Here is a 25,646-nt window from a genome sequence, read left to right on the forward strand (position 1 = left end):
GGTGGTTCCTTCGACTTGTTCAGGTCGAGGGAACCGTAATTATCTGGAGTGAAATCATGGAAAACCGAAGGAAACCTGCGCCTCCTGCCGCCGCGCTCGACATAAACTGCGACTGCAAAGAATATGTCCTCGACTATCTCGCCAACAGCTTCCCCGTGCAGCTCTACGAGCCCTATACCGACACCTCGGGCAATCTGGGATCGCGCCCGGTCACTGATGGCGGCAACATCGTCCTGTGCCGCGATGCGGTCGCCCGGCGGCAGGCGATGATCGAGCGGCTGGCGGCATTGCCCGCCGTGCCCGGCGCGCTCGACCAGATCGTCCAGCATTTCGGTCCCGACCGGGTCGCCGAGGTCACGGGGCGCAGCCGCCGCATCGTCCCGCGCGAGCGCGCGGACGGCTCGCGCCGCTTCGCGGTCGAGACGCGTCCCGCCGCGGCCAACCTGGCCGAGGCGCAGGCCTTCATGGACGACCGCAAGACCATCCTGATCTTCTCCGAGGCGGGCGGGACCGGACGCTCCTATCATGCCGATCTCGACGCGGTGAATCAGCGCCAGCGCGTGCATTATCTGGTCGAGGCGGGCTGGAAGGCCGACATCGCGATCCAGGGCTTCGGACGCACCAACCGCACCAACCAGAAGCAGCCGCCCTGCTACCGGCCGGTGACCACCGATGTGCGCGCGCAGCGCCGCTTCATCTCCACCATCGCGCGCCGGCTCGACACGCTCGGCGCGATCACCCGCGGGCAGCGCCAGACCGGCGGCCAGAACATGTTCCGCCCCGAGGACAATCTCGAATCGGCCTATGCGCGCGACGCGCTGCGCCAGCTCTACGGGCTGATCTATCGGGGGCAGATCGGTGGCTGCTCGCTGGGCCAGTTCGAAGCCGCGACCGGCCTGTCGCTTGGCGACGACAACGGCCTGCGCGACGAGCTGCCGCCGATCACGACCTTCCTCAACCGCATGCTCGCGCTGACGATCGCGATGCAGCGGACGATCTTCGACGCGTTCGAGGGGCTGCTCGAGCGGCGGATCGAAGGGGCCAAGGTCTCGGGGACCTATGAGACCGGGCTGGAGACGCTGACTGCGGAGAGCTTCGTCGTCACGCGGCGCGAGACGATCTACGTCCATCCGGGCACCGGCGCGGAAACCGAGCTGCTCACCATCGCGCGCAAGGATCGCAATCGTCCGCTCGGCCTCGACGACGCGCTGGCGATCGCGCGCGATCCCGGTGCGGTCCTGCTCGTCAATCAGCGCTCTGCCCGGGCCGCTGTGCGCGTCCGCGCACGCAGCGCCCTGCTCGACGACGGTGCGGTCGAGGAGCGCATCCGCCTGATCAAGCCGATGGAAAGTCCGTCGATGCCGCTCGACGCCCTCGCCGAAACGCATTGGCGCGTGGCCGACCGGGACGCCTTCGCGGCGGCCTGGGTCGCGGAATGCGCCGAGGTGCCCGAGTTCGAGACCTCCGAGATGCACGTCGTCGCAGGGCTTCTGCTGCCGATCTGGCGTCGCTTGCCCGGCGATTCCACGCGCGTCTACCGCCTGCAGACCGATGCCGGCGAACGGATCGTCGGGCGCCGCGTGCCCCCGGCCTGGGTCGCCGCGACGCTGGGTTCGCAGGCGCCGGCGCTGACCGCCGAACAGGCGTGGCGGACGCTGATGGCGGGTGAGGCGGTGCTGCATCTCGCCGAAGGCCAGCGCCTCCAGCGCGTGCTGAGCATGCACCTCCATCGCATCGAGCTCATCGGCTTCAACGATCTCGGCGTCGAGCGCTTGAAGGCGCTGGGACTGATGTCGGACATCGTCTCGTGGAAGCTGCGCCTGTTCGTGCCCACCGGCGTTGACGGCCCGGCCATCCTCGCGCGGTTGCTCGAGCGCTTCCCGATCGAGCGCGTCGAGACGCGAACCCTCGCCGGTGCGGCGTGAGCGGGAACGGGCGATGGAGCATCCCGCAACCGCGCTCGCGCGCGACCTCGCCGGGCAGGCCGAGCGCCTGTGCCGGCGCTACCTCTCGGCCGGTCGCCGCGAGGGCAATTACTGGCTGGTCGGCGACGTGCGCAATACGCCCGGCCGCAGTCTCTACGTCCGGCTGCGCGATGCCCCGGATGGCAGCGCGCGCGCCGGCAAATGGACCGATGCTCAGTCGGGCGACCATGGCGACCTGCTCGACGTGGTTCGCGCCGCGACGCTGACCGGGACGCTGGCCGAGGCGCTGGTGGAAGCCAGGCGCTTTCTGAGCCTGCCCGACGACACGCAGGACCGTCCCGACGGTGCGGCGACAGTGCCCTCGGGATCGCCAGAAGCAGCGCGACGCCTCCTCGCCATCACGCGTCCTGCCGCACGCACGCTGGTCCAGGACTATCTGCGGAGCCGCGATATTCCCTTCATGCCCGGGCTGGAGGCGCTGCGCTATCATCCGCGCTGCTGGTACCGCCCATCGGTCGACGATCTGCCCGATGCGCCGTGGGCAATGCCCGCGATGATCGCGGCGGTCACCGACCTCGCCGGATGCGTCGTCGGCGCGCATCGAACCTGGCTCGCGCCCGACGGCACCGGCAAGGCATCTGTCGCCTGTCCAAGGCGGGCGATGGGACATTTGCTCGGAAACGGAGTCCGCTTCGGACGGTCCGCGCCGGTGATGGCCGCCGGCGAGGGCATCGAATCGGTCCTCTCGCTCCGGGCCGCCGTGCCGGTCCTGCCTGCGATCGCGGCATTGTCCGCAGCCCATCTGGCGGCACTGGATTTCCCGCTCATGCTGCGGCGGCTCTACGTCGCCCGGGAGCCGGATACCGCCGGTCGCAGGGCATTTGCCGAGCTGGAGCGCCGGGCGCGCCTGAAGGACATCGCCGTCCTGCCGATCGACGCCGAGCGCGAGGACCTGAACGCGGATCTCCGCGCCATCGGGCTCGAACGTCTCCGCGCGCGCATTGCCGCGCAGCTCCAGGCCGGCGACCGCCCCTGACCTTGCCGGTCCGCATCTTCCGGCGATCCCGGCTGCGAGAGTCCGCGTCACGCGCCTTCCCAGAGGGCGACCGGTCGGCAGCGCGCGCGCCCGCGCAACCCGTCCGCGCGGCTATTTTCCGCCGCGGTCCTGCGGCCCGCTTTGCATCGCGAAGCAAAATAGCCGCGCTTCCGGGTCCTTCGCTCACGCTCCGGCGGCCGCCGGCGTTGCCGGCCGCTGCGCTCGGCCGTGCGCCGTCACGCGCGCCGCCGCCTTTCGTCGCCAGGAAGGCCGCAAGCGACGCGGCCACAGCCTGGGAGATTTCGAAATGGATGACGAACACGACATGGGCGAGGGTGGCGGATCGCAGTTCACCCATCTGCTGCAGGAACTCGAGCTCTTCGGACGCCGCCCGTTCGACGACGACCTCGATCCGAGGCCCTTGCCAGAGGCCAGGCTGGTCGAGGCGGCCGCCGCCGACACCGTCGACGCGATGGCGGCGTCGCTTGCCGATACCCGCCTAGAGCCCGAACTGGAGGACTTGCTCTGGGGCTTCACCAACGTCTTCCACCGCGCGGTCGAGCGCGTCGAGCACCAGCTCGACTCCAACGAGCTGGCCCAGAAGCGATCGCAGCGCGAGCAGGACGGGTCCGAGGTCAAGTCGGTCGAACTCGAGACGCTAATCGCCGAGGGCCGGTCGATGATCGAACGCCGCGATGCGATGGAAGCCTTTCGCGAGGCGTTTGCCGAGCAGTTCCGCACCCATCTGCGCAAGCCATGGCTGCCCAAATCCGGGTCGATGCTCAACCGCCGCGCGATGACGGCGGCGGTCGTCGAGAGCCGCGAATTCGTCAACGACCGCAGATATGCCGATGCGAAGCTGCTCGTGCCGCAAGGCGAGCGCATCTATGTCAGCGGCGGCGCCGACTATTCGGATCACCGTAAGATCTGGCACGTCCTCGACCAGGTCCATGGCCGCAACCCGCAGATGGTACTGCTCCACGGTGCATCCCGCACCGGCGCCGAGCACATCGCCGCCCTCTGGGCACGCGAGCGCAAGGTGCCGCAGGTCCCGGTGGCGCCCGATTTCACCCGGCACAGCCGGGGCGCTGCACCCTTCAAGCGCAACGATCAGGTGATCGCCCTGATGCCGCGCGGGATCATCATCTTCCCCGGCGCAGGCATCCAGGACAATCTGTTCGACAAGGCACGCGCGGCCGGCATCGCGATCATCGACCACCGGCGGCGATGATCGTCGCTTCCATTCTCGCCCAAGCCGGGCGAGCCTGTCCTGGACCCGCGTCGGCGCAGTGCAACCTGGGCCATGGCCCAGGTCCTCCACTGCGTTCCGGCCCTGCGGGTGCGCCGCGCCTCTTTCGCGGGTCGGCACAGGCCTCTCCCCCGGCTTCGGCCGATATGCGACGGAGATTGATCATGGACCGCCAGCTTCGCAGACTACGTCAGGCCCTGGACGCCATGCCAGACCCCGAACGCCAGGTGTTCGACCGGGCGCGCTTTCGCGACATGGACTTTTTCCAGATCGCGGACGACCTGGGCATCACGGTCGCCGAAGTCGAGGAGCGCCTCGGCGCAGCCATGGGGCATCTGCTGCTCTATCCCGAACGACCATCGGAACATTGAGGAAGCGGCCAGCCACCGCTAGGAATTGACCATGCGCGTCGATCTCGACCACCTTCCCGACACCCAGCAGGCTGAACTGGCCCGCGTGCGCGACACGCTGATGGCGGAGTTCGCGCAGGCGATCTCGACCTCGACCCAGCCATGGAAGAAATTCGGCAAGATCCTCAAGATCATCCTGTTCGGCAGCTACGCGCGCAGCGACTGGGTCGACGAGCCCGAGAACGGCTATCAGTCCGATTTCGACCTGCTCGTCATCGTCAGCCACGAGGACCTGACCGATATCGCCGGCTATTGGTATATCGCGGAGGACAAGATCCTCCACGATCCCGCCGTCCAGCGCCCGGTCAACATCATCGTCCACACGCTCGACGAGGTGAACAAGGCGCTCCAGCGCGGCGAATATTTCTGGGTCGATATCGTCCGTGACGGCGTCGTGCTCTACGAGCTGCCGCAGCATCCTCTCGCCACGCCGAAGCCCCTGACCGCGGCCGATGCCCTGGCGATGGCCCAAGAGTATTTTGACCGCTGGCTGCCCAGCGTTGATGCGTTCGTTCGAGGCTCAAACTACGCCCGCAATGATGGCGATCTGAACAAAGCCGCCTTCGACCTCCATCAAGCGGCCGAGCGCCTTTACATTTGCTTCCTGCTCGTGCGGACGCTCTATTTCCCCCGCTCGCACAACATCAAGTTCCTGCGGTCCCTGTCCGAGGACCAGGAGCCGCGTCTTGTCGAGGCCTGGCCGCGCGCGACGCGTCTCGACCGGCGCCGCTTCGAACTGCTCAAGCGTGCCTATGTCGAGGCGCGCTACTCCCCGAGCTACGAGATCGGCATCGACGACCTGGACGCGCTCGCGGAATCCGTTCGGCGGCTGCGCGATGTGGTCGAGCAGCTCTGCCGCGAGCGGCTCGCCAAGCTCCGGGCCGCAGCGTCCCACTAGCCATGGTGCGTGTGCCGATCGTCGGCAGGGCGCCCGCCTTGCAGCCTCCCGTGCCCGAACCGCTGCCGTTCAAGCCGGTCTATCCGGCATTGTCGCACGATGCCGTATCGAAGGCGCTGGCAGGCGCACCGGCCGACCTGATCGACGCGCTGGCCCTGATCTATGACGAGGCGGTTCATCGCATCATCGTCCAGATGTTCGAGTTCGGCCGCCCCGACGACACCCCGTTGGACATCGATCTGCGCGAGGACATGACGCTCGAGATCGCGAAACTGACCTTCTGGCTCGGCGAGCGGGTGGTGGAGAAGCGCCTGTCGAGCGGCGCATGGGACGCGATCGACCTGGCGGCGGAGCGCGAGGCCGTGCTGGGACCCGCCGGTGCCGAGATCATCGCCAACACCGCCCGGATGAGCTTCGACCATATCTGGGGCCGCCTGATCGAGGAGCGATACAAGCCCAAGTCCATCGCTGCCGCGAAGCGCAAGGCGAACCCCCGCCGGCAGGTTCTCGCCGTCAAGCCGGTGGGCAAGAACCACTTCATCCCGCGCTGGTTCATCCGCGATCTATGGGCGGTCGACGGCAAGGTGCTGCGGTGGCGGCGCGATGGCGAGACCTGGATTTCCGCCCGCCGCGGGTTCGGCGAATGGGGATATCGCCACAATCTCTACAGTGACCGGCTCGAGGCCTGGTTCGGGCTTCTGGAGGGCGACGCGAAGAAGCCGGTGGAGATGCTGCTCGATACGAGACCGCTCAACGGACCCCAGCGCGAGGCATTTGTCGGCTTCCTCATCATCCAGCTGCTGCGCAATCCGACCTTTATCGAGGCGCACAACCAGCATCTGGCACCCGTCATCGACAGTCTCGACCCGAGCGAAGGCGAGTGGACGCCCGAACGCTCCTATGAGGCGATGTTCCAGAACAACGATCTCTACCGGCTGCTGGCCACCCCCGTCATGGAAAGCCGCTGGGCCATCGTAAAATCCGCCGAGCCGCTCTTCATATTGCCCGACACATTCGGCGTCCGCGCACCCGGCAACGACGGTCTGCGGCTGATCGCACCGCTCTCCCCGAAGGCCTGCTTCGTGACGCTGCCGGATCGCGAGGAAACGAAGCGCATCGTGCCCCGCCATCTGCCCGCGAGCCCAGCGCTCGCGCGGCGCATCGCGACGGCCCTGATCCAGGCCGCCGACCGGGAATTTCTCTCGCATCCCGACTTCACCCTGGCCGAGCTCCCGGCGCCCGAGCCGGCCTCCGCGATCCTTGCCGACATCGCGGCGGCGATCGCGGCGAGAGGCGACGACTAAATGCCGAACTGACACGAGATTTTGTGCCTCGACGCTAATTCGGACACTCCGCTTCGCACTGTTCATTGTCGCGGAGGCAACGGGCTGCAACAGGTAGCTTGGCAGTCTCGCTGCGAGCCGATAGTCCGGGACCATGAAGATGTTCGCCCTGGCGCTGCTTGCCCTTGCCCAATCCTACACGCCCGAAGGCCGAGACCTTGGGAATGGCTGGTTGGTGGCGAAGTACCCCTCGGGATGCCGCATCCTCAAACCGAACTATTCGGGCACAAACTCCATTTTTCTGGTCTACCGGCCGGACGGTACGGTGATGCTTACCCTGCCCGTAGCCAACGTCGTGAAGGACCAGAAATATCGCTACGCGCTTCAATTCGTCGAGCCGCCGCTTGGACCCAACGTTCTGGGCGTTGTCGACAAAAGGCCGCGTCAGGTCACACCCTTCGGGATGATGGATGCAGTCGGGTGGACCGATGCGGACGGCTCTAGGCCTTCACTGATTTTCAGATTTCCGGACGCGACGGTGCTCGACCAGGTCGCGAAAAGCCTGCGCCTCAGGTTAATTGGCCAGCCACTGCAAAGCTGGGGTTATGAGCTGGCGCGACCGGTCGACGCGATCGCAGAACTGCGCAAGTGCCAAGGCCAGCGCTGAGCGATGCGTAACGCCGTACCACACGAGGCGGCAGGGCGGTGTTCCTAGCCCTTGTCGCTGCGGCGATCGGCACTCCCACCGTCGAGGCTGGCGATTTCGAATGTGCGGCCGCCTATTTTGCGCTGGGCAAGCGATACGAATTGAGTGAAGGTTCCAGTGCATCGGTCGAGGCAGAGCTTCGGCGCCGGACGTCGCTGTTTCTCGTGCGCGGCGGATATGATCCCGAGAGCGAAGATGTGCGGATGCTGCTCGAAGACGCCTGGCAAACCGGCGTGCGGGCCGCGGCAACCAGTTCCGATCCCGGCGAGCGTGACCGTATCGCACTTGCCGTCACGCAGTCGCTATATGCGCGCGTGCGCAGCTGCGATGAACGCGCAGGCTTGCCCAGCCTGGTCGGATAGATGCCGTCCTGCGCCATGCCGGGCGAGTTCACCCAGTCTTGAGGACCTGCCTTCATCAGGTAGAAGCGGATCGGCCGCGACTCCTGCTGGCAGCCGCGGACGAAAGGAACGGCAACGTGGTGCGCGTCGCCCAGAACTTGTGGAGAGTGCCTGATGTCGGACGAGAACAGCCTGAACCCGGTCGAACTTGCGACCGAACTCACCATCGCCTGGCTGGGTAATCAGAACAACCGCTGCACCGCCGAAGAAGTACCGGCCTTCCTGCGCACCATGCACGCGACGATCACCGAGCTGTCCGGCAGTTCCGCCGCGTCCGCCGAAGCACCCGAAGAGGCGCCCGCCGACCAGGAATTTCCGCCCGCGGTGTCGGTCAGGAAATCGCTCGGGTCGAAGGATCACATCCTCTCGATGATCGACGGCAAACCGTACCGCACGCTGCGCCGTCACTTGTCGACCCATGGCCTGACCCCGGAAGAATATCGGCGCCGCTACAACCTCAAGGACGAATATCCGATGGTCGCGCCGAACTATTCGGAGCAGCGCCGCGCCATGGCCAAGAAGATCGGCCTGGGCTCGAAGGGCCGTGGCCGCGGCGCCGAGGCTGCGCCCGCCGCCGCAGCGAAGCCTGCACGCCAGCGCGCCAAGCAGGGCTGATTCCGCGCGTCGCGCGTTCGGTCATCATGACGATCGAACCCGACTTGCGGCGCCGGTGAAGCGGCTCATCGCCTTCGACCTCGACGGGACGCTCGCCGAGAGCAAGCAGCCCTTGTCGGACGAGGTCGCCGCCTGGCTGGCGCGCCTTTTGGCAGTCGCGGACGCCGCGATCATCTCGGGCGGAGACTGGCCGCAGTTCGAGAAGCAGATCGCGTCGCGGCTGCCTCCGGCCACCCGGCGCGACCGGCTGTGGCTGATGCCGACCACCGGCACGAAGCTCTACCGCTTCGCGGGTGGCGCATGGCGGCCCGTCTATGCCGAACTGTTCGACGCCGGCGAGCGGGCGAAGATCCTCACCGCATTCGACCGCGCGCTGGCCGATGCAGGCCTCGCCGGCGAGCGCATCTGGGGCGAGCGGATCGAGGATCGCGGCAGCCAGATCACCTTCTCCGGGCTGGGGCAGCAGGCGCCGCTGGCGGCGAAGGAAGCATGGGATCCCGACCGCGCCAAGCGCACCGCGCTCCAGGCGGCGCTGCGCGCCGCCTTGCCGGAATTGTCGATCAACCTCGGCGGGACGACGTCGATCGACGTCACGCGCAAGGTTGTCGACAAGGCCTATGGCCTGCGACGCCTGAGCGAGGAGAGCGGGGTCGCGCTTGAAGAAATGCTGTTCCTGGGCGATGCGATCTACCCGGGCGGCAACGATTATCCTGCCTTCACGCTCGGGTTGGACACGGTCAGGGTCCGCGATGTGGCGGAGACGGTCGCGGTCGTGACCGGCATCATCGCCTGTCTCGGTAGCTAAGCGGGTCTCAGGCCGCGACGTGTTTCGGTTGCGGCTATCCTGACTTCTGCATGGCTCGGGCGGCCGAGCGGCATCAACCCTTGGGTCGTGTCCGGGCACCGCCCCCGCTCTTGGAGGCACTTCCTTGGCCCGTTGCATGGCCTGACGCCATCAACCCGTAAAGGGTCCGCTATGCTGTGCATGCGGCCGCTTCGCCTGTGGCTGCGCGGTGATTGCGGCCATGCGCCGGACACTTCGGGCGCCTGTCGAGCGGGGGCGGTCCCCGCTCCTGGACGGGAGCTACGAGATGCCGCTGACCCTCGCACAAAGAAATGCCTGGAACCTGGCGCGGACTCTCATGACCATCGTCGTCGTGTTCCGCATCGAAGGCAGCAATTTCGGCGTTGCCGAAGAGCGCGAGTTCGACGGCGACCCGTCGCTCATCGTTCGCGAATATGATCCCTTCGCGCGCTGACCGCGCGCGAGTTCGTCTAGTTCGGGACGCCCTCGTTGCTCACCAGCATCGCCGGCGTCCAGGCGCATGCCGGGTTGTCGATGAAGTCCTTGAGCAGCTTCGCGTAGCGCGAACCGATATAGTCGCCGGTTTTGCGGCGCTCGCTCGGAACGCGGCCGAGCCCGCAATTGAAATCGACCGCCACCATCACATCGATCAGCGCGATCCGGACGATATCGGGGCTGACATAGCCGCCCTCTGTCCCCGGCACGGCGTTGAGATTGATGACCGTGTCGAGCACCGCATCGAACAGCCGCTTCGAATAATCGGCCTCGCTGTCGCTGAGCGGGCGGTTGCCCTCGCTTGCCTTGGTCACTCCTGCCACGTTGATTTCCCATTCCGATTCGTTGGAACGAATATAGAACATCGAACCGGTGAATCCAACTCGGCGGTTGCGCGGATCGCTGTCTGGCGATCGGCGCCCGCCGTCCCGGCGAGCGCCTTGGCCTCGGCCGGGGCGCTGGCGCGCGGGAGCAACCAGTGGCGGATAGACCCGCCGATCCGTCACGTGAGGATGCAGTTGTGCTGGTTTGGGGGGACGCTGGCCTGCACTCGAACCGGGGTGCGCGCGGCAGTCTGGCCGAGGGTGCCGGTGTCCGCGGCCTGGGGGGCCGGGGTATGGCGCGCCTGTTGCCCGGGTGGGGGAGCCCGTCCTGGCGCCGGCCTGGAGGCGGGGTAACGGGTCCCGATGGACCACGCCGGCGCTGAGTGCTTGAGATGCTTCGCCGCGGTCCTCGCTCGGGAAGTCGCACTGCTGGCCTCGTTGATTGCTGTATGGACGGATACCGGCTTCGCCTCGCCTGACTTGCCGCAACTGCCCAAGCGAACTTTCTTCCCCTGGGCTTCGCCCATTCCTCGCGAGGCAAGAAAGCCCGCTTGGGCAGTCCTCCGCTGCGCTGCGGGCAGAGCTGCGGCGTCATTCGCACCCGTCCTTTTGACGCCATCGAGGCCGCATGGTGCGGCCTTGAGAATTGAGGACCAAAACAATGGCGAACATCGGAAGCTTCAAGCGCGTCGGCGAGGAATATCAGGGCTCGATCGTGACCCTCAGCGTCCAGGCCAAGGGCGTCCGGATCGTACCGGAACCCGCCAGCGCAAACGACAACGCGCCCACCCACCGGGTCTATGTCGGCCGCGCGGAGATCGGCGCCGCCTGGGCCAAGACCTCGGCCGAGCAGCGCCCCTATCTCTCGGTCAAGCTCGACGATCCGAGCTTCGCGCAGCCCATCTTCGCGAACCTCTTCGACGACGATGGCGGCGAGACCTCGAGCCTGATCTGGTCGCGCCCGCGGCGCTCCAACGACAGCTGATCGAGACCAAGGCGCCCCGCCGGCGACGGCGGGGCGCCTTTCGCGTGCCACGCGATATACCCCTGGGGGCGCAACCTTCACCCGTCACCGGGACTTCGAGTGGGGCTATCGAAATGGCGCTCTGGCCGCGGGAATGATCCCGAGCCGGAGCTTACGCCGTCACCCTTCGCCCGCCTTTGCCGGCCCTTGCCGTCTCCGGCCTCGCGAAGCATGACCGCGCCGATTTCGCACAGGAATTCCTGCGCCGAAGCACCGCCTATCGCGCGGCCTGGGCGGCCGCGCGCGGATCGCCGGAGAGCGGCGACGCCGTCGCGCTCGCACGGCGATGGGGGCTGATCCGCCTGTTCGACCCCGACCGCCCGGTGCGCCTGGCGCCCGCGATCTGGCGCGCGGACTGTGCGTCGCAGGTCGTATCGCTGGCCATCGCGCCCGCCGGATTTGCCGGCGCGGCTGCGCTTCCCGGCGTCGCGCCGACCGCTGAATATCGGCTCGATGGCACCCGCCATCTCGTCTTCGACATCGCCGGCGCGCGGCATCGCTTCGCGGTTCGGGATCCCCGCGACGGCGCGCTGGCGATCCTCCTGCCGCCCCTCGGCACGGGTCTGCGCACCGCTGCCTGCGATGCGGCGCGGCGCATGTTCGCAGGAGCGAGCATCGCCGAACCGATGCGGGTTTTGCGCCCCAGCGCGCTGCAGCGGCAGCGCCTCACGCTGCTGCTGCGCGTGCTCGACGCGTCGCTGGCAGGCGCCAGCAACCGCGAGATCGGCACGCGCATCGTCTATCCCTGGCTCGCCGGAACCGACGCCCTGGCGTGGAAAGCGATGAGCGAGCGACGCCGCGTCCAGCGACTCATCGACGAGGCGCGAGGCCTCGCCAGCTCGGCCTATCGCGACCTGCTGATCGCCTAGGGGCGACATATGCCGGGATGCCGTTTCGGCCGCTCCCTCCGCACCGCCCTCTGCCGCCATTGGATGCCCGTGATTGGAACGGGCCCGCCGCGATGGCCGGGCCAACGCCCGGAGACTTTGCATGACAGCCGAAACGCCGCAGCGGTTGCTGCGAACCCCCGATGCCGCCTTGCTGCTCGGCCTCTCGGCGCGCACGCTCGAGAAGCATCGCTGCTTCGGTACCGGCCCCGTCTATCGCAAGCTCGGCGGGCGGATCGTCTACGCGGTCGACGACCTGATAAGCTGGGCCGACCAGGGAGTCCGCCGCTCGACCTCCGACAGAGGCACCGGCACCGTCCATCCCGCCAAGCGGATCGATCCGAGCATCCTCGATCGCAAGGGCCCGGTGCGGCGATGAGCGCCCGCGCCGCATCGCTCGGGGCCGTCCCGGCTATCCCTTCGCGGGGACAAGCCTCTCCCTTCACGGGGACAACCACGGTCGAACTGACCTGGATCGAGCAGGAAACCGAGCGCTGGATCCGCTTCGGCGCGCCGCTCGCCGACCAGATCCTTGACCGGCGGCGGCGCCTCCTCTCGTTCGCGGCGAACAGCATCTTCGCCTTCGTCCGCTGGGCCTCGAACGACTATGGCACGCTGCTTTCCCGGCTCGATGTCGTCCGCGCCGTCGCGCCCGGCGAGGCGTTCACGACACTGCCTAGCATCACGCCCGGCGGCGAGTTGCTGCTGCAACTCGGCGGCTGGCCGAGGGTCCGCCTGGCGCTCGCGCTGATCGACGCCATCGAGGATCTCGGCGTCGATCTGTGCGCGGTCGCGCCGGACTATTGGCGCCACGCCCATAACCGGCTCATCGCCGGTTTCCGGCCGCGCGCCTATTCGCTCGCGCGTCACCGCGCATGGCTTTTGCGCCGCGAGATCGGCGCATGAAGCGCTTCGGCATCCTGCTCACCGGCTATTGCGCGATCGGTGCGATCGTCATTCCGGCGTTCATCCAGCCGGTCCCGCGCCTCGTCTGGAACCTCAGCGCAAGCGTGCCCGTCGGCCTTTACGCGGCGCGCCCCGCGCATAGCGCCAGCCGCGGCGATCTCGTCGCGGCCTATGCCCCGGCGACGGTCGCCGAGCTGATGGCGGCGCGCGGCTATCTGCCCCGCCGGGTCCCCATGCTGAAGCACGTCATGGGCGTCGCCGGGCAACGGGTCTGCCGCACCGGCACCTCGGTCTCGATCGACGGGAAACCGCTCGCCGAGGCACGTTCGCGCGACCGCAAGGGACGGCCGCTTCCCGCCTGGAGCGGTTGCCGGGCGCTGCGCTTAGGCGAGGTGTTCCTGCTCAATCCGGCGTCGGCCGACAGCTTCGACGGGCGATATTTCGGCCCGGTCCCGGCCAGCGGAATCGTCGCGGTGCTCGAACCCCTCTGGCTTCCCGGCGGCGATCTGGCCGGCCCGGCAAGCGCGTCCGCGCGGCGCGAAACCTCCCCCGACGTGACGGCTCAAGGAGACTCTCATGATCAACATCGGTGAATTCAACGAGCGTGGCGACGGCTTCGCCGGACGCCTCGAGACCCTGGCGATCGGGGCGGCGCTCACCATCGTTCCCGCGACGCGAAGCGATATCCGGAACGCCCCCGACTACCGGGTGCATGTCGGCGAGAATGGTGAAGGTCCCGAGGTCGGCGCCGGCTGGAAGCGCACTGGCGAGAAGGCTGGCCCCTATGTCGCGATCGTCATCGACGATCCCGTTTTCCCGCGGCCGCTGCGCGCCAATCTCTTCCGTCCGGCGATCGAGGGCAAGCCGCATCTGCTCTTCTGGCAGCGCAATCAGCGCCGCCGCGAGACCGAGCAGCAGTGATGGGCCGCGCGATCGGCCACTGCATCGCGGGCTTGTCGCTCGCGCTGGCATGGGTCTGCTCGCCATCTGCGAGCGCGCATGTCGGACCGCTCGCGACGGCCTGCGGACCGTCGGTGGCGCTCGATGAGCCGATCGCGCGCGCATCCCGCCGTTTCGCCATGCCAGACGACCTTATTCGTGCGGTCATCGCCGCGGAAAGCGGTGGCGTCGTCTATGCCGTATCGCCCAAGGGCGCGATGGGCCTGATGCAATTGATGCCCGGAACCTGGGCCGAACTGCGCCGGCGCTATGCGCTCGGCTTCGACCCGTTCGACCCCTGCGACAACATCTTCGCGGGCACCGGATATCTTCGCGAGCTGCTCGATCGCTACGGCGATCCCGGCTTTCTGGCAGCCTATAATGCCGGACCGGGACGCTACGAAGCCTATCTCGCTGGACGTCCATTGCCTGCCGAGACCATCGCCTATGTCGCCCGATTATCCGGGACGACCTATGCCCCGAGGCCATCGGCGCAGCCTCGATCCTTGCCCGATCCGGATGCCTGGAGGCGCGGCGACCTGTTCGCTCACGCGCCTGAATCCCGCGCCGAAAAGCCTTCGCAAGCGCCTGATCCTTCGCCTTCCGAACCTCCGGTGAAAGCCGACCTGGACGCCTTGGAGCCTGCTCCGGACTCCGTCTTCGTGCCTCGGACGGGCGTTCCGAAATGATCGCCCGGATCATCCAACCTTGCCCCCCTTCTCTCGCAAGACCGGCTGAGGGAACCGGCAGCTGGGGAAGGCGGGAAGTGGGGTGTGGGGGATGGCGAGATAAAAGCGCCGCCGTCGGTGCGGGCGCAACTGGTTGTTCCGATTGTGGAATTTGCGCCGTCATCCCCCGCGCCTTGCCGTCGCCCGGCCCATTTTATCTTGGAAATTCAACGCCGGATGCGCTGGCACCCCCGCCGGGAGCACGCCAATGACCGCTGGCGACGACGATCTCCGCGTCAAACCCGGAAAGGGGCGAAGCCGGGGTTCGGGAAGCGTCAGGCCGCTCAGCCTGGCCGCGCAGGTCAAGCGTGCCGCGGCCCGCGCCGGGTTCGCCCGCCGGGCGCCCCGGCGCGGCGTTGGGACCGGACGGCTTGGCAGGGGGCGCGGGGCGGCGCTCGGGCGGGGGCGCTCGGCCTCGTCTCGGCGGGTCATCGTCAAGGCGCGGATCGTCCGGCATTCAGGCCCCCGGTACCGGTCGGCGCCGCTCGCCCGGCACATCGCCTATCTCGAGCGCGACGGGGTCACCCGCGACGGCCGCGAGGCCTCGATGTTCGACGCGCGATCCGACCAGGCCAGCGGCGACGCATTCGCCGGCCGGTGCGCCGACGACCGGCATCATTTCCGCTTCATCGTGTCGCCCGAGGATGCCCATGAGCTTGCCGATCTGCGGACCTTCACCCGCGAGCTGATGGGCGACATGTCGCGCGACCTCGGCACCCGGCTCGACTGGGTCGCGGTCGATCACTGGAATACCGACAATCCGCACGTCCATGTGCTGGTTCGCGGGGTCGCCGAGGACGGCGCCGATCTCGTCATCGATCGCGGCTATATGTCGCACGGTCTTCGCGACCGCGCCGAGGCGCGCGTCACGCTCGAGTTCGGGCCGCGCACCGAGCGCGAGATCCAGCGCGCGCTGGACCGCGAAGTCGAGGCCGACCGCTGGACCAGTCTCGACCGGAATTTGCGCTCGCGCTTCGGCGAAGACGGTGTCGTGGATCTCCGACCGGACGCGGGCAAGACACCCGATCGCCGGACATCGCTGCTGACCGGCCGCGCCCAGAAGCTGGCCCGGCTCGGGCTCGCGACCCCGGCGGGTCCGGGATGCTGGTCGCTCAAGCCCGATATCGAGGCGCGGCTTCGCGACCTTGGCGATCGCGGCGACATCATCAAGTCGATGCACCGCGCGATGCGCGAGGCCGGTCACGCGATTCATGAAAGCCGCCTCGCCATCCACTCGCCTGGCACGCCCGAACCCGTGGTCGGCCGCCTCGTCGCGCGGGGCCTGCAGGACGAGCTGGCCGGCACCGCCTATGCGATCGTCGACGGGGCCGATGGCCGGCACCATCATTTGCGGTTCGCCGACCTCGAGCTGACCGGCGACGCCCAGCCCGGCGCGATCGTCGAGCTGCGCGGCTGGGAGGACCCCGCCGGCGCCCAGCGCAGCGCGCTCGCGGTGCGTAGCGATCTTCCCCTCGACCAGCAGATCACGGCGCGCGGCGCGACCTGGCTCGACCGCCAGCTGCTCGCGCGCGACTTCACGCCCGCCAGCCAGGGGTTCGGCAAGGAGGTCCGCGACGCGATGGCGGCCCGCGAGGAGCATCTCGTCGCCGAGGGGCTGGCGACCCGGTCAGGCCGGCGCGTCACGCTCGCTCCGAACCTGATCGACAGCCTGCGATCGGCAGAGCTGCGCGAGGCGTCGGCGCGGATCGCCGCGCGCACCGGGCTCACGCCCTACGAGGCGGCTCCAGGCTCGGTGATTGCCGGCACCTATCGCGAGCGCGTCACGCTCGCCTCGGGCCGCTTCGCGATGATCGACGACGGGCTCGGCTTCCAGCTCGTGCCCTGGCGCCCCGCGCTCGACCGCCAGCTCGGGCAGAGCGTCACCGGTACCATGGCAGCAGGCGGCGGCATCGACTGGACCTTCGGCCGCAGCCGCGGCCTCGGCATCTAGAAAGGCATCCCCCATGCAATCCTCGAAGATCCTCTGGGGCCAGGTGACGATCGTCCTGCTGATCGTGCTGGGCGCGGTCTGGGGCGCGACGCAGTGGACCGCGCAGGCGCTGGGCTTCCAGCCGGAACTCGGCCCGCCCATGTTCCTAGTCGCGGGCTATCCCATCTATCCGCCGCCCGCCTTCTTCTGGTGGTGGTTCAGCTATGACGCCTATGCGCCGCAGATCTTCGTGGAGGGGGCCTATATCGCGGCGTCGGGCGGTATCGCCGCCGTGGTCGTCGCGGTCGCCATGTCGGTCTGGCGCGCACGCGAGCGCAAGCATGCCGAAACCTATGGATCGGCACGCTGGGCCACCCATCAGGAAGTAGAGCGCGCCGGCCTGCTTGGCGACGACGGCGTCGTCCTCGGCCGACTGGCCGACGCCTATCTGCGCCATGACGGGCCCGAGCACATCTTGTGCTTCGCGCCGACGCGGTCGGGCAAGGGCGTCGGCCTGGTCATTCCGTCGCTGCTGACCTGGGCAGGGTCGGCGATCGTCCACGACATCAAGGGCGAGAACTGGACGCTGACCGCTGGGTTCCGTGCGCGGATTGGCAGGGTGCTGCTGTTCGACCCGACCAATACCGCGTCGGCCGGCTACAATCCGCTGCTCGAGGTCCGCAAGGGCGAGTGGGAAGTGCGCGACGTCCAGAATGTAGCCGATGTGCTGGTCGATCCCGAAGGCTCGCTCGAGCGCCGCAACCACTGGGAAAAGACCAGCCACGCGCTGCTCGTCGGCGCAATCCTCCATGTCCTCTACGCCGAGCCTGACAAGACCCTCGCGGGGGTCGCTGCGTTCCTGTCCGACCCGCGGCGGCCGATCGAGGCGACGCTGGCCGCGATGATGTCGACGCGCCATCTCGGCGAGGCAGGGGTTCACCCGGTGGTCGCCTCCGCCGCCCGCGAACTGCTCAACAAGTCCGAGAACGAGCGATCGGGCGTGCTGTCGACTGCCATGTCCTTCCTCGGCCTGTACCGCGATCCCGTCGTCGCGCAGGTCACCAGCCGATCCGAATGGCGGATCGCCGACCTGGTCGAGGGCGACCGGCCCGCGACGCTCTATCTCGTCGTCCCGCCCTCCGACATCAGCCGCACCAAGCCGCTGATCCGGCTCCTGCTCAACCAGATCGGGCGGCGGCTGACCGAGGAGCTGAAGCCCAGCGCCAAGCGGCACAAGGTCCTGCTGATGCTCGACGAGTTCCCCGCGCTCGGGCGGCTCGACTTCTTCGAATCCGCGCTCGCCTTCATGGCCGGCTACGGCCTCAAGGCGTTCCTGATCGCCCAGTCGCTCAACCAGATCGAGAAGGCTTACGGTCCGAACAACGCCATCCTCGACAATTGCCATGTCCGGGTGAGCTTCGCGACCAATGACGAGCGGACCGCCAAGCGGATCTCCGACGCGCTCGGCACGGCGACCGAAATGCGCGCGATGAAGAATTACGCAGGCCACCGGCTGTCGCCGTGGCTCGGCCACCTGATGGTGTCCCGCACCGAGACCGCGCGGGCCTTGCTGACTCCGGGCGAGGTCATGCAGCTGCCCCCCGGCGATGAGATCGTGATGGCGGCGGGCGTCCACCCGATCCGGGCGCTGAAGGTTCGCTATTTCACCGACCAACGACTGCTCGTGCGGGTGATCGACCCGCCGGCCCCGGTGCCGGCCGGCAGCGCTCCCGCAAACGACTGGTCGATGATGCCGATCCCGAAGGTCTTGCCCCCGGCCGCCGCCCACACGGAGGGCGATGCCGATCCGGCCAATGGCGGCATCCGCCGCGAACCCGAATTGCCAGTGGAGCAGGAGATCGTCGCTCCGCCGGCACCGCCGCCTGGAGAATTCGAATTCGACGACAATGCCAGCGAGGAAGCGACCACGGCGCGGCGGCTGACCGACCGGATGCGACGCACGGCGCGCCAGGTCTCGATGGATCAGAGGGATGGGATCGATTTATGACCGGACTGCGCATCAAGCACACGATCCGCCTCCCCGCCGACCTGTCGGCGCAGCTTGCCGACTACGCCGCTCGCAAGCGTGCCAGCCAGGCACTCGTGGTCGAGACTGCCTTGTCTTCCTTCCTGTCCGGGGACAGCAGCGAGCATCTCGAGGCGGTGCTGAGCCGGCGGCTGGACCGGCTCTCGCGCCAGGCGGATCGGCTCGCCTGGCATGTCGAGCTAGGCAATGAGACGCTGGCGCTGTTCATCCGCTTCTGGCTGATCAACAATCCGCCGCTGCCCGACACGGCGCTCGCCGCGGCCCAGGCCATGGGCAAGGAGCGCTGGGAGCGGTTCGTCGACACCCTCAATCGCCGCATGGAATTCGGCCCGCGGCTGCGGAACGAGATCGCCGACGATGTCGAACCCGAAAGCTGACATCCCCAGCTCCGCTGCCGAGCACTAACCGACCATGTGCCAGCCATCTATCGACGGAAACCAGTTGAGGTCCCGCCCCGCGCTTGTTGCCGTCTGGAGCTCGGCGCGGATTTGCGACAGTGGGTCTGCACCGGCGAGCGCTTTCGCGTGGGCCAGCGTCGGAGCCAGCGACTTCGGGATGAACAGGTTGAAGTGGATGTCGCCCCATTGCGCATGTGCTGCGACGAAGTGGACACGCCAGTAGTTCATCGTGGGCGGCGTTTCATACAGGGTCGCTGAGATCAAAAACGTCTCACCGTCGCTACGCCGAAGCGGCGAGTAGGTCAGCTGGTGTTGGGGCATTTGTGCATAGCGCATGGAGATGATCCTTTCGATTGATGCGTTACCCCTATTTAGCCTGAGCGGTTGGTTGCCCGCATCATTCCAGAAAGCTCCCGCCCCGATTCGCTCGAATACGCGGTGCATTCCAGGTCGCCGCGCCCGTTTCAGTCGGCCGCATGGAGCTGGTCAATCGGTTCGGTCCGCCAGGACTTTCTTCCTCTACGCCATGCTACGACGACGATAAGTATCTGTTGCGCAGTCCGTTTTTCGTGCGCCCTTAGTCAGCCCTGTCGCCGGTGTAGTTCCGCTCCGGCCCGATACAGGGTTCGACCAAGTGAGCGCTGCTCTCGCCCGTTCCGAAGCCTCTAGGCGTGGCGCACGCATGTTGCGCACCGCGCTCGGTACGGCGATCGCGGTCTGGCTCGACGATCCCGAGATCGTCGAGGTCATGCTCAACCCTGATGGGCGGCTCTGGGTCGATCGGCTCGGGACAGGGCTTTCCGACACGGGCGAGACGGTGTCGGCCGCCGATGGCGAACGCATCATTCGCCTGGTCGCCCACCACGTCGGCGCCGAAGTGCATTCCGGTTCACCGCGCGTTTCTGCCGAGCTGCCGGAATCGGGCGAGCGCTTCGAGGGGCTGCTGCCGCCAGTCGTCAGCGCGCCCACCTTCGCCATCCGCAAGCCGGCGGTCGCCGTCTTCACACTCGACGACTATGTCACCGCCGGCATCGTCTCGCCCGCGCAGCGCGGGGTGCTTCGCGGCGCGGTGACCGGCCGCGAGAACATTCTGGTCGCCGGCGGTACCGGCACCGGCAAGACGACCCTCACCAATGCCTTGCTCGCCGAGATATCCGGCAGCAGCGACCGCATCGTCCTGATCGAGGACACGCGCGAGCTGCAATGCACGGCGCCCAATCTCGTCGCGATGCGCACCAAGGAGGGCGTTGCGACGCTGTCCGACCTGGTGCGCTCGTCGCTACGTCTTCGCCCCGATCGCATCCCGATCGGCGAAGTCCGCGGGGCCGAAGCGCTTGATCTCCTCAAGGCGTGGGGCACCGGGCATCCTGGCGGGTTCGGCACCATCCATGCGGGCACCGCCATCGGCGCGCTCCGGCGTCTCGAGCAGCTGATCCAGGAAGCGATCGCCACCGTTCCGCGCGCGCTGATCGCCGAGACGATCGGGCTGATCGCCGTGCTGGTCCGCGACGGCAGCGGCCGCCGCCTCGCCGAGCTCGCCCGCGTCGAGGGCCTCGAGCCCTCGGGCGAATACCGCCTCCATTACCTCACCGACGGAGAAGCCCAATGAACGTCTCGATTTCCGCTGCCCGCACCCGCACGGCGGCCCTCGCAACCAGTGTCGCGCTCGTGCTCACCGCCGGGCCGGCGAACGCGTCAGGTTCGTCGATGCCGTGGGAAAGCCCGCTCCAGTCGATCCTCGAGAGCATCGAGGGGCCCGTCGCCAAGATCATCGCTGTGATCATCATCATCGTCACCGGCCTAACCCTCGCCTTCGGCGAGACCTCTGGTGGCTTCCGGCGCCTCATCCAAATCGTGTTCGGCCTGAGCATCGCTTTCGCCGCCAGCTCCTTCTTCCTCAGCTTCTTCAGCTTCGGCGGCGGGGCGCTGATCTGATGGAAAGCCTCGATCCCGGCGCCGCCATCCCCGGCTATTTCGCGCCCGTCCACCGCGCGCTGACCGAGCAGATCCTGCTCGGCGGCGCACCGCGCTCGGTCGCGATCGTCAACGGCACTCTCGCCGGCGCGGTCGGCCTTGGCCTGCGGCTCTGGCTGGTCGGACTGCTGATCTGGGCGGTCGGCCATGCCGCGGCCGTCTGGGCGGCGCGCCGGGATGCCCAGTTCCTCGAAGTCGGGCGGCGCCACATGCGCTATCCCGCCTTCCTGCGCGCGTGAGGCGGGGATGATGTTTCTTCGCGAATATCGTGCGCGCGGCACGACCCTCTCCGACTTCCTGCCCTGGGCGGCACTGATCGCGCCCGGCGTGGTGCTCAACAAGGACGGCTCGTTCCAGCGCACCGCCGCGATCCGGGGCCCCGACCTGGACTCTGCGACTCCAGCCGAGCTGGTCGCGACCGCCGGGCGCCTCAACAGTGCGCTCCGCCGTCTCGGCTCGGGATGGGCGATCTTCTTCGAGGCGCAGCGCATTTCCGCGCTCGACTATCCCGACGATGCCTTTCCCGATCCCGCCTCGGCGCTGGTCGATCGCGAGCGCCGCGAACAATTCGCGGAGGAAGGCGCACATTTCGAGAGCGCCTATTTCCTGACGCTGCAATGGATGCCGCCGCCCGAGGATGCGGCGCGTGCGGAGGGCTGGCTGTACGAAGGCCGGTCGCGCAGCGGGGTCGATCCCCACGAACTGCTCGCCAGTTTCGTCGATCGCAGCGCGCGCCTGCTGCAGCTTCTCGAAGGCTTCGTCCCCGAGGCGCGCTGGCTCGATGACGGCGACACGCTGACCTATCTCCATTCGACGATATCGACCAAGCGGCAGCGCGTCGGCGTGCCCGACATCCCGATGTACCTGGACGCGATCCTCGCCGACGAACCGCTTGTCGGCGGCCTCGAGCCGAGGCTCGGCAGCCATCATCTGCGCACGCTGACCGTCACCGGCTTCCCGAGCGCGACATTCCCGGGCCTGCTCGACGATCTCAACCGGCTGGCCTTTCCCTATCGCTGGGTTACGCGCGCGATCACACTCGACAAGACCGATGCGACCAAGCTCCTGTCGCGCATCCGCCGCCAATGGTTCGCCAAGCGCAAGTCGATCGCCGCGATCCTCAAGGAGGTGATGACCAACGAGGCATCGGTGCTGGTCGACAGCGATGCCTCCAACAAGGCCGCCGACGCCGACCTCGCACTCCAGGAACTGGGCAGCGACGTGGTCGGGCAGGCCTATGTCACCGCAACCGTCAGCGTCTGGGACACCGATCCCGGCCTCGCCGCCGAGAAGCTGCGGCTGGTCGAGAAGGTGGTGCAGGGCCGCGACTTCACCGTGATCGCCGAAGGCATGAACGCGGTCGAGGCATGGCTCGGCAGCCTGCCCGGCCATGTCTATGCCAATGTCCGCCAGCCTCCGGTCTCTACACTGAACCTGGCCCATATGGTGCCGCTGTCGGCGGTCTGGGCCGGGCCGCCGCGCGACGAGCATTTCGACGCACCGCCGCTGTTCTTCGCGCGGACCGAGGGCTCCACCCCGTTCCGCTTCTCGCTCCATGTCGGCGATGTCGGCCATACGCTGATCATCGGGCCGACCGGCGCCGGCAAGTCGGTGCTGCTGGCGCTGATGGCGATGCAGTTCCGCCGCTATCCCGACGCGCAGATTTTCGCGTTCGACTTTGGCGGCTCGATCCGGGCGGCCGCGCTCGCGATGGGTGGCGACTGGCAGGATCTGGGCTCGGCGCCCCAGGACGAGGACGCACGCGGCGTCCGGCTCCAGCCGCTGGCGCGCATCGACGATCTCGCCGAGCGCAGCTGGGCGGCCGAATGGCTCGCGGCGATCCTTGCGTCCGAAGGCGTGCCGCTCGATCCCCAGGCCAAGGAGCATGTCTGGGCGGCGCTGAATTCGCTCGCCTCGGCCCCGCCCTCGGAGCGGACCCTGACTGGGCTCGCCGTGCTGCTCCAGTCCCAGCCGCTCAAGCAGGCGCTCGGCCCCTATTGTGTCGGCGGTCCGCACGGCCAGCTGCTCGACGCGGAGACCGAGCATCTGGGCGAGGCGCGCGTCCAGGCGTTCGAGACCGAGGGGCTGGTCGGGAGCGCCGCCGCGCCGGCCGTGCTCTCCTACCTGTTCCACCGGATCGAGGCCCATCTTACCGGCGCGCCGACGATGATCATCATCGACGAGGGCTGGCTCGTCCTCGACAGCCCGGCCTTTGCTGCCCAACTGCGCGAATGGCTGAAGACGCTGCGGAAGAAGAATGCGAGCGTGGTCTTCGCCACCCAGAGCCTCGCCGATATCGAAAGCTCGGCGATCGCGCCGGCGATCGTCGAGAGCTGCCCGACCCGGATATTCCTTCCGAATGAGCGCGCCTTCGAGCCGCAGATCGCCGCCATCTATCGCCGGTTCGGGCTGAACGACCGCCAGATCGAGATCCTCGCCCGGGCGACGCCCAAGCGCGACTATTATTGCCAGTCGCGCCGCGGCAACCGCCTGTTCGATCTGGGACTTGGCGAGGTCGCGCTCGCCTTCACTGCAGCCTCGTCCCGCGCCGACCAGCGCCGCATCGCCGACCTTCTCGAAGCCCATGGCCGCGCCGGTTTCGCCGCCGCGTGGCTGCGCGCCCGTGGCCTCGACTGGGCCGCGGATCTTCTGCCCCTCACTGCCCAGGAGTAAGCTTCATGCGTATCTCGTCGCTTCGCCGCCTCGCGCTGTCCACCGGCACCGCGATGCTGCTCGCCTTCGCCGCGGCACCCGCCCATGCCCAGTTCGGCGGGATCGTCTACGACCCGACCAACTATTCCCAGAACGTGCTGACCGCCGCGCGGACGCTCGAGCAGATCAACAACCAAATCAAGTCGCTCCAGAACGAAGCGCAGTCGTTGATCAACGACGCCAAGAACCTGGCGCAGCTGCCGACCTCCGCGCTCGCCGAGCTCCAGTCGCAGGTGCGCGCCACCCAGCAGCTGCTGAGCAACGCCCAACGCATCGCCTATTCGGTCCAGTCGATCGACCAGGCCTTCACCAGCCGCTACCGCGGCGCGCCGATGTCGGCAACCGACAAGGCGCTGGTCGACAACGCCCGCGCCCGCTGGGAGGATACGGTCGCCGGCTTCGAGGACGCGCTCAAGGTCCAGGCCGGCGTCGTCGGCAATATCGAGGGCTCGCGCGACGCGATGGACCGGATCGTCGGCTCCAGCCAGTCGGCGTCGGGTGCGCTCCAGGCTGCGCAGGCCGGCAACCAGCTGCTCGCGCTCCAGGCCCGGCAGCTCGCCGACCTGACCGCGGTAGTCGCGGCGCAGGGGCGCGCCCAGGCGCTCGAAGCCTCGCAGCGGGCCGCCGCACAGGACCAGGCCCGCGAGCAGCTGCGCCGCTTCCTCGCCCCTGGCACCGGCTACCAGTCGTCGCCGGTCCAGATGTTCCACCGCTGACAAGGGGCAGGCGATGACCATCCGGCTCCCCGCACGCATCGGCGCCTTCGCCTGTCTTGGCGTCGCGCTCGCCATGGGGCTGCTCGCCTTGCGCGACCAGTCGAAGCCGGCATCGCCGCCCGTCACCCTCTCGACCGACCTGCCCATAGACCCGCTCCAGGCAAAGCTGCGGAGCTGCCAGTTGGCCGGGCAGGCGGCGGGCTCGGACCCGGGCTGCCTGGCAGCCTGGGCCGAGAACCGCCGGCGGTTCCTCGGGGAACGGCGACGGACATCGGTAGAGCCCGCGCCGGGCGGGCTGCCGGGCAAATCCTCAGAACCGGCGATCGTCGCGAACGGCGCGATCGCCCCCGCACCGCAGGAGCAGTGACATGGGCGGCACAGGCGTCGTCGACCGGTTTCTAGAGGTCTTCACCTCCTATATCGATTCAGGCTTCGGTCTGCTCCAGGGCGAGGTCGCCTTCCTCGCGACGACGCTGATCGTCATCGACGTGACGCTCGCAGCCTTGTTCTGGACCTTCGGCGAAGGCGACGACATCATCGCGCGGCTGGTGAAGAAGACCCTGTTCGTCGGGATCTTCGCCTACATCATCGGCAACTGGAACATGCTCGCGAGAATCGTCTTCGAGAGCTTCGCGGGCCTGGGGCTCAAGGCCTCCGGCACCGGCTTCACCACCGCCGAGCTGCTCCAGCCGGGCCGCGTCGCCCAGGTCGGGCTCGACGCCGGCCGGCCCATCCTCGACTCCATCTCGGGGCTGATGGGTTACATCAGCTTCTTCGAGAACTTCATCCAGATCGTCGTCCTGCTGTTCGCCTGGGTGATCGTGCTGCTCGCCTTCTTCGTCCTCGCGGTGCAGCTCTTCATCACGCTCATCGAATTCAAGCTGACGGTGCTCTGCGGCTTCGTGCTCATCCCGTTCGGGCTGTTCGGCAAGACCGCCTTCATGGCCGAGCGCGTCCTCGGCAATGTCGTCTCCTCGGGCATCAAGGTGCTGGTCCTGGCCGTCATCGTCGGCATCGGCTCGACGCTCTTCTCCGAATTCACCAACGCGATCGGCAACGCCCAGCCGACGATCGAGGACGCGATGGCGATCGTGCTCGGCGCGCTCTGCCTGCTGGGGCTCGGCATCTTCGGCCCCGGCATCGCCAGCGGCATCGTCTCGGGCGGACCGCAGCTCGGCGCCGGCGCGGCAGCGGGGACCGCGCTCGCCGCTGGCGGCGTGATCGCAGCCGGTGCAGCGG

The 25,646-nt window shown here is 68.0% G+C and carries 29 protein-coding genes and 1 pseudogene; 28 read left to right on the forward strand and 2 right to left on the reverse strand.

The window, feature by feature from the left end:
- Positions 1–98 precede the first annotated feature (98 nt).
- The 11 genes and pseudogenes from KYX69_RS20495 to KYX69_RS20545 form a co-directional block, all read left to right on the forward strand.
- Positions 99–1,925, forward strand: a pseudogene (locus KYX69_RS20495) (strawberry notch C-terminal domain-containing protein); the annotation flags it as partial.
- 13 nt (positions 1,926–1,938) lie between these two features.
- Positions 1,939–2,961 carry a toprim domain-containing protein gene (locus KYX69_RS20500; protein ID WP_300500968.1) on the forward strand — a complete coding sequence of 341 codons (1,023 nt, stop codon included), beginning with the start codon at positions 1,939–1,941 and terminating at the stop codon, positions 2,959–2,961.
- 307 nt (positions 2,962–3,268) lie between these two features.
- A complete protein-coding gene (locus KYX69_RS20505; RefSeq protein ID WP_300500971.1) occupies positions 3,269–4,192 on the forward strand; it encodes a DUF2493 domain-containing protein in 924 nt (307 codons plus the stop codon).
- Positions 4,193–4,374: 182 nt separating this feature from the next.
- Entirely contained in the window at positions 4,375–4,581 is a 207-nt protein-coding gene (locus KYX69_RS20510) for a sigma factor-like helix-turn-helix DNA-binding protein (protein ID WP_300500974.1), read from the forward strand.
- Between the two features lie 31 nt (positions 4,582–4,612).
- Entirely contained in the window at positions 4,613–5,518 is a 906-nt protein-coding gene (locus KYX69_RS20515; RefSeq protein WP_300500977.1) for a HEPN domain-containing protein, read from the forward strand.
- A 50-nt stretch (positions 5,519–5,568) separates the two neighbouring features.
- On the forward strand, positions 5,569–6,822 hold the full coding sequence (locus KYX69_RS20520; RefSeq protein WP_300500980.1) for a DUF4238 domain-containing protein: 1,254 nt from the start codon (positions 5,569–5,571) through the stop codon (positions 6,820–6,822).
- 133 nt (positions 6,823–6,955) lie between these two features.
- The gene (locus KYX69_RS20525) at positions 6,956–7,468 is read left to right on the forward strand and encodes a hypothetical protein (RefSeq protein ID WP_300500983.1); all 513 of its coding nucleotides are present in this window, start codon (positions 6,956–6,958) and stop codon (positions 7,466–7,468) included.
- Positions 7,469–7,506: 38 nt separating this feature from the next.
- Positions 7,507–7,869: a hypothetical protein gene (locus tag KYX69_RS20530; RefSeq protein WP_300500986.1), complete on the forward strand. Its 363-nt coding sequence runs from the start codon at positions 7,507–7,509 to the stop codon at positions 7,867–7,869.
- Positions 7,870–8,022: 153 nt separating this feature from the next.
- Positions 8,023–8,523 (forward strand): MucR family transcriptional regulator, encoded by a 501-nt coding sequence (locus tag KYX69_RS20535; RefSeq protein ID WP_300500989.1) that lies wholly within the window; start codon positions 8,023–8,025, stop codon positions 8,521–8,523.
- Positions 8,524–8,578: 55 nt separating this feature from the next.
- Positions 8,579–9,328, forward strand: a complete 750-nt coding sequence (locus tag KYX69_RS20540; RefSeq protein WP_300500991.1) for an HAD-IIB family hydrolase — start codon at positions 8,579–8,581, stop codon at positions 9,326–9,328.
- Positions 9,329–9,614: 286 nt separating this feature from the next.
- A complete protein-coding gene (locus tag KYX69_RS20545) occupies positions 9,615–9,782 on the forward strand; it encodes a hypothetical protein (protein ID WP_300500994.1) in 168 nt (55 codons plus the stop codon).
- A 16-nt stretch (positions 9,783–9,798) separates the two neighbouring features.
- Here the strand turns inward: KYX69_RS20545 and KYX69_RS20550 are convergent, their stop codons facing one another.
- Positions 9,799–10,188 (reverse strand): hypothetical protein, encoded by a 390-nt coding sequence (locus KYX69_RS20550; protein WP_300500996.1) that lies wholly within the window; start codon positions 10,186–10,188, stop codon positions 9,799–9,801.
- A gap of 619 nt (positions 10,189–10,807) precedes the next feature.
- On the opposite strand from KYX69_RS20550, the gene KYX69_RS20555 reads away from it, so the two are divergent.
- From KYX69_RS20555 to KYX69_RS20600, 10 genes are all read left to right on the forward strand, one after another.
- A complete protein-coding gene (locus tag KYX69_RS20555; RefSeq protein ID WP_300500998.1) occupies positions 10,808–11,131 on the forward strand; it encodes a DUF736 domain-containing protein in 324 nt (107 codons plus the stop codon).
- Between the two features lie 176 nt (positions 11,132–11,307).
- Positions 11,308–12,039 (forward strand): DUF2285 domain-containing protein, encoded by a 732-nt coding sequence (locus tag KYX69_RS20560; RefSeq protein WP_300500999.1) that lies wholly within the window; start codon positions 11,308–11,310, stop codon positions 12,037–12,039.
- A gap of 121 nt (positions 12,040–12,160) precedes the next feature.
- Positions 12,161–12,436, forward strand: a complete 276-nt coding sequence (locus KYX69_RS20565; protein WP_300501002.1) for a helix-turn-helix domain-containing protein — start codon at positions 12,161–12,163, stop codon at positions 12,434–12,436.
- Positions 12,433–12,963, forward strand: coding sequence for a DUF2840 domain-containing protein (locus KYX69_RS20570; protein WP_300501005.1), 531 nt, complete (start codon positions 12,433–12,435; stop codon positions 12,961–12,963). Before KYX69_RS20565 ends, KYX69_RS20570 begins: the two co-directional genes overlap by 4 nt.
- Positions 12,960–13,556, forward strand: a complete 597-nt coding sequence (locus tag KYX69_RS20575) for a S26 family signal peptidase (protein WP_300501008.1) — start codon at positions 12,960–12,962, stop codon at positions 13,554–13,556. The genes KYX69_RS20570 and KYX69_RS20575 overlap by 4 nt, the downstream gene beginning before the upstream one ends.
- Positions 13,540–13,884, forward strand: coding sequence for a DUF736 domain-containing protein (locus KYX69_RS20580; RefSeq protein WP_300501011.1), 345 nt, complete (start codon positions 13,540–13,542; stop codon positions 13,882–13,884). The genes KYX69_RS20575 and KYX69_RS20580 overlap by 17 nt, the downstream gene beginning before the upstream one ends.
- On the forward strand, positions 13,884–14,591 hold the full coding sequence (locus KYX69_RS20585; protein WP_300501014.1) for a lytic transglycosylase domain-containing protein: 708 nt from the start codon (positions 13,884–13,886) through the stop codon (positions 14,589–14,591). Before KYX69_RS20580 ends, KYX69_RS20585 begins: the two co-directional genes overlap by 1 nt.
- 247 nt (positions 14,592–14,838) lie before the next feature.
- A complete protein-coding gene (locus KYX69_RS20590) occupies positions 14,839–16,581 on the forward strand; it encodes a DUF3363 domain-containing protein (RefSeq protein ID WP_300501017.1) in 1,743 nt (580 codons plus the stop codon).
- A 13-nt stretch (positions 16,582–16,594) separates the two neighbouring features.
- The gene (locus KYX69_RS20595) at positions 16,595–18,568 is read left to right on the forward strand and encodes a conjugal transfer protein TraG (RefSeq protein ID WP_300501020.1); all 1,974 of its coding nucleotides are present in this window, start codon (positions 16,595–16,597) and stop codon (positions 18,566–18,568) included.
- Positions 18,565–18,984, forward strand: coding sequence for a CopG family transcriptional regulator (locus tag KYX69_RS20600; protein WP_300501023.1), 420 nt, complete (start codon positions 18,565–18,567; stop codon positions 18,982–18,984). The genes KYX69_RS20595 and KYX69_RS20600 overlap by 4 nt, the downstream gene beginning before the upstream one ends.
- Positions 18,985–19,008: 24 nt before the next feature.
- Here KYX69_RS20600 and KYX69_RS20605 read toward each other — a convergent pair whose 3' ends face one another.
- On the reverse strand, positions 19,009–19,341 hold the full coding sequence (locus tag KYX69_RS20605) for a hypothetical protein (protein ID WP_300501025.1): 333 nt from the start codon (positions 19,339–19,341) through the stop codon (positions 19,009–19,011).
- A gap of 298 nt (positions 19,342–19,639) precedes the next feature.
- Between KYX69_RS20605 and trbB the strand changes: the two genes are divergently transcribed.
- The 7 genes from trbB to trbL all read left to right on the forward strand — a co-directional run.
- Positions 19,640–20,614, forward strand: coding sequence for a P-type conjugative transfer ATPase TrbB (gene trbB / locus KYX69_RS20610; protein ID WP_300501028.1), 975 nt, complete (start codon positions 19,640–19,642; stop codon positions 20,612–20,614).
- A complete protein-coding gene (locus KYX69_RS20615) occupies positions 20,611–20,940 on the forward strand; it encodes a TrbC/VirB2 family protein (protein WP_300501031.1) in 330 nt (109 codons plus the stop codon). Before trbB ends, KYX69_RS20615 begins: the two co-directional genes overlap by 4 nt.
- Complete coding sequence (locus KYX69_RS20620) at positions 20,940–21,218, forward strand: VirB3 family type IV secretion system protein (protein ID WP_300501033.1); 279 nt, start codon at positions 20,940–20,942, stop codon at positions 21,216–21,218. Before KYX69_RS20615 ends, KYX69_RS20620 begins: the two co-directional genes overlap by 1 nt.
- 7 nt (positions 21,219–21,225) lie before the next feature.
- Entirely contained in the window at positions 21,226–23,652 is a 2,427-nt protein-coding gene (trbE, locus tag KYX69_RS20625; RefSeq protein WP_300501036.1) for a conjugal transfer protein TrbE, read from the forward strand.
- A 5-nt stretch (positions 23,653–23,657) separates the two neighbouring features.
- Positions 23,658–24,407 carry a P-type conjugative transfer protein TrbJ gene (trbJ, locus tag KYX69_RS20630; protein WP_300501039.1) on the forward strand — a complete coding sequence of 250 codons (750 nt, stop codon included), beginning with the start codon at positions 23,658–23,660 and terminating at the stop codon, positions 24,405–24,407.
- A 13-nt stretch (positions 24,408–24,420) separates the two neighbouring features.
- The gene (gene trbK-alt, locus KYX69_RS20635) at positions 24,421–24,774 is read left to right on the forward strand and encodes a putative entry exclusion protein TrbK-alt (protein ID WP_300501042.1); all 354 of its coding nucleotides are present in this window, start codon (positions 24,421–24,423) and stop codon (positions 24,772–24,774) included.
- 1 nt (position 24,775) lies between these two features.
- The coding region (gene trbL / locus KYX69_RS20640) for a P-type conjugative transfer protein TrbL (protein WP_300501045.1) at positions 24,776–25,646 on the forward strand (871 nt) is incomplete at its 3' end.

The sequence above is a fragment of the Sphingomonas sp. genome, assembly GCF_030145815.1.
Taxonomy (GTDB): Bacteria; Pseudomonadota; Alphaproteobacteria; order Sphingomonadales; family Sphingomonadaceae; genus Sphingomonas.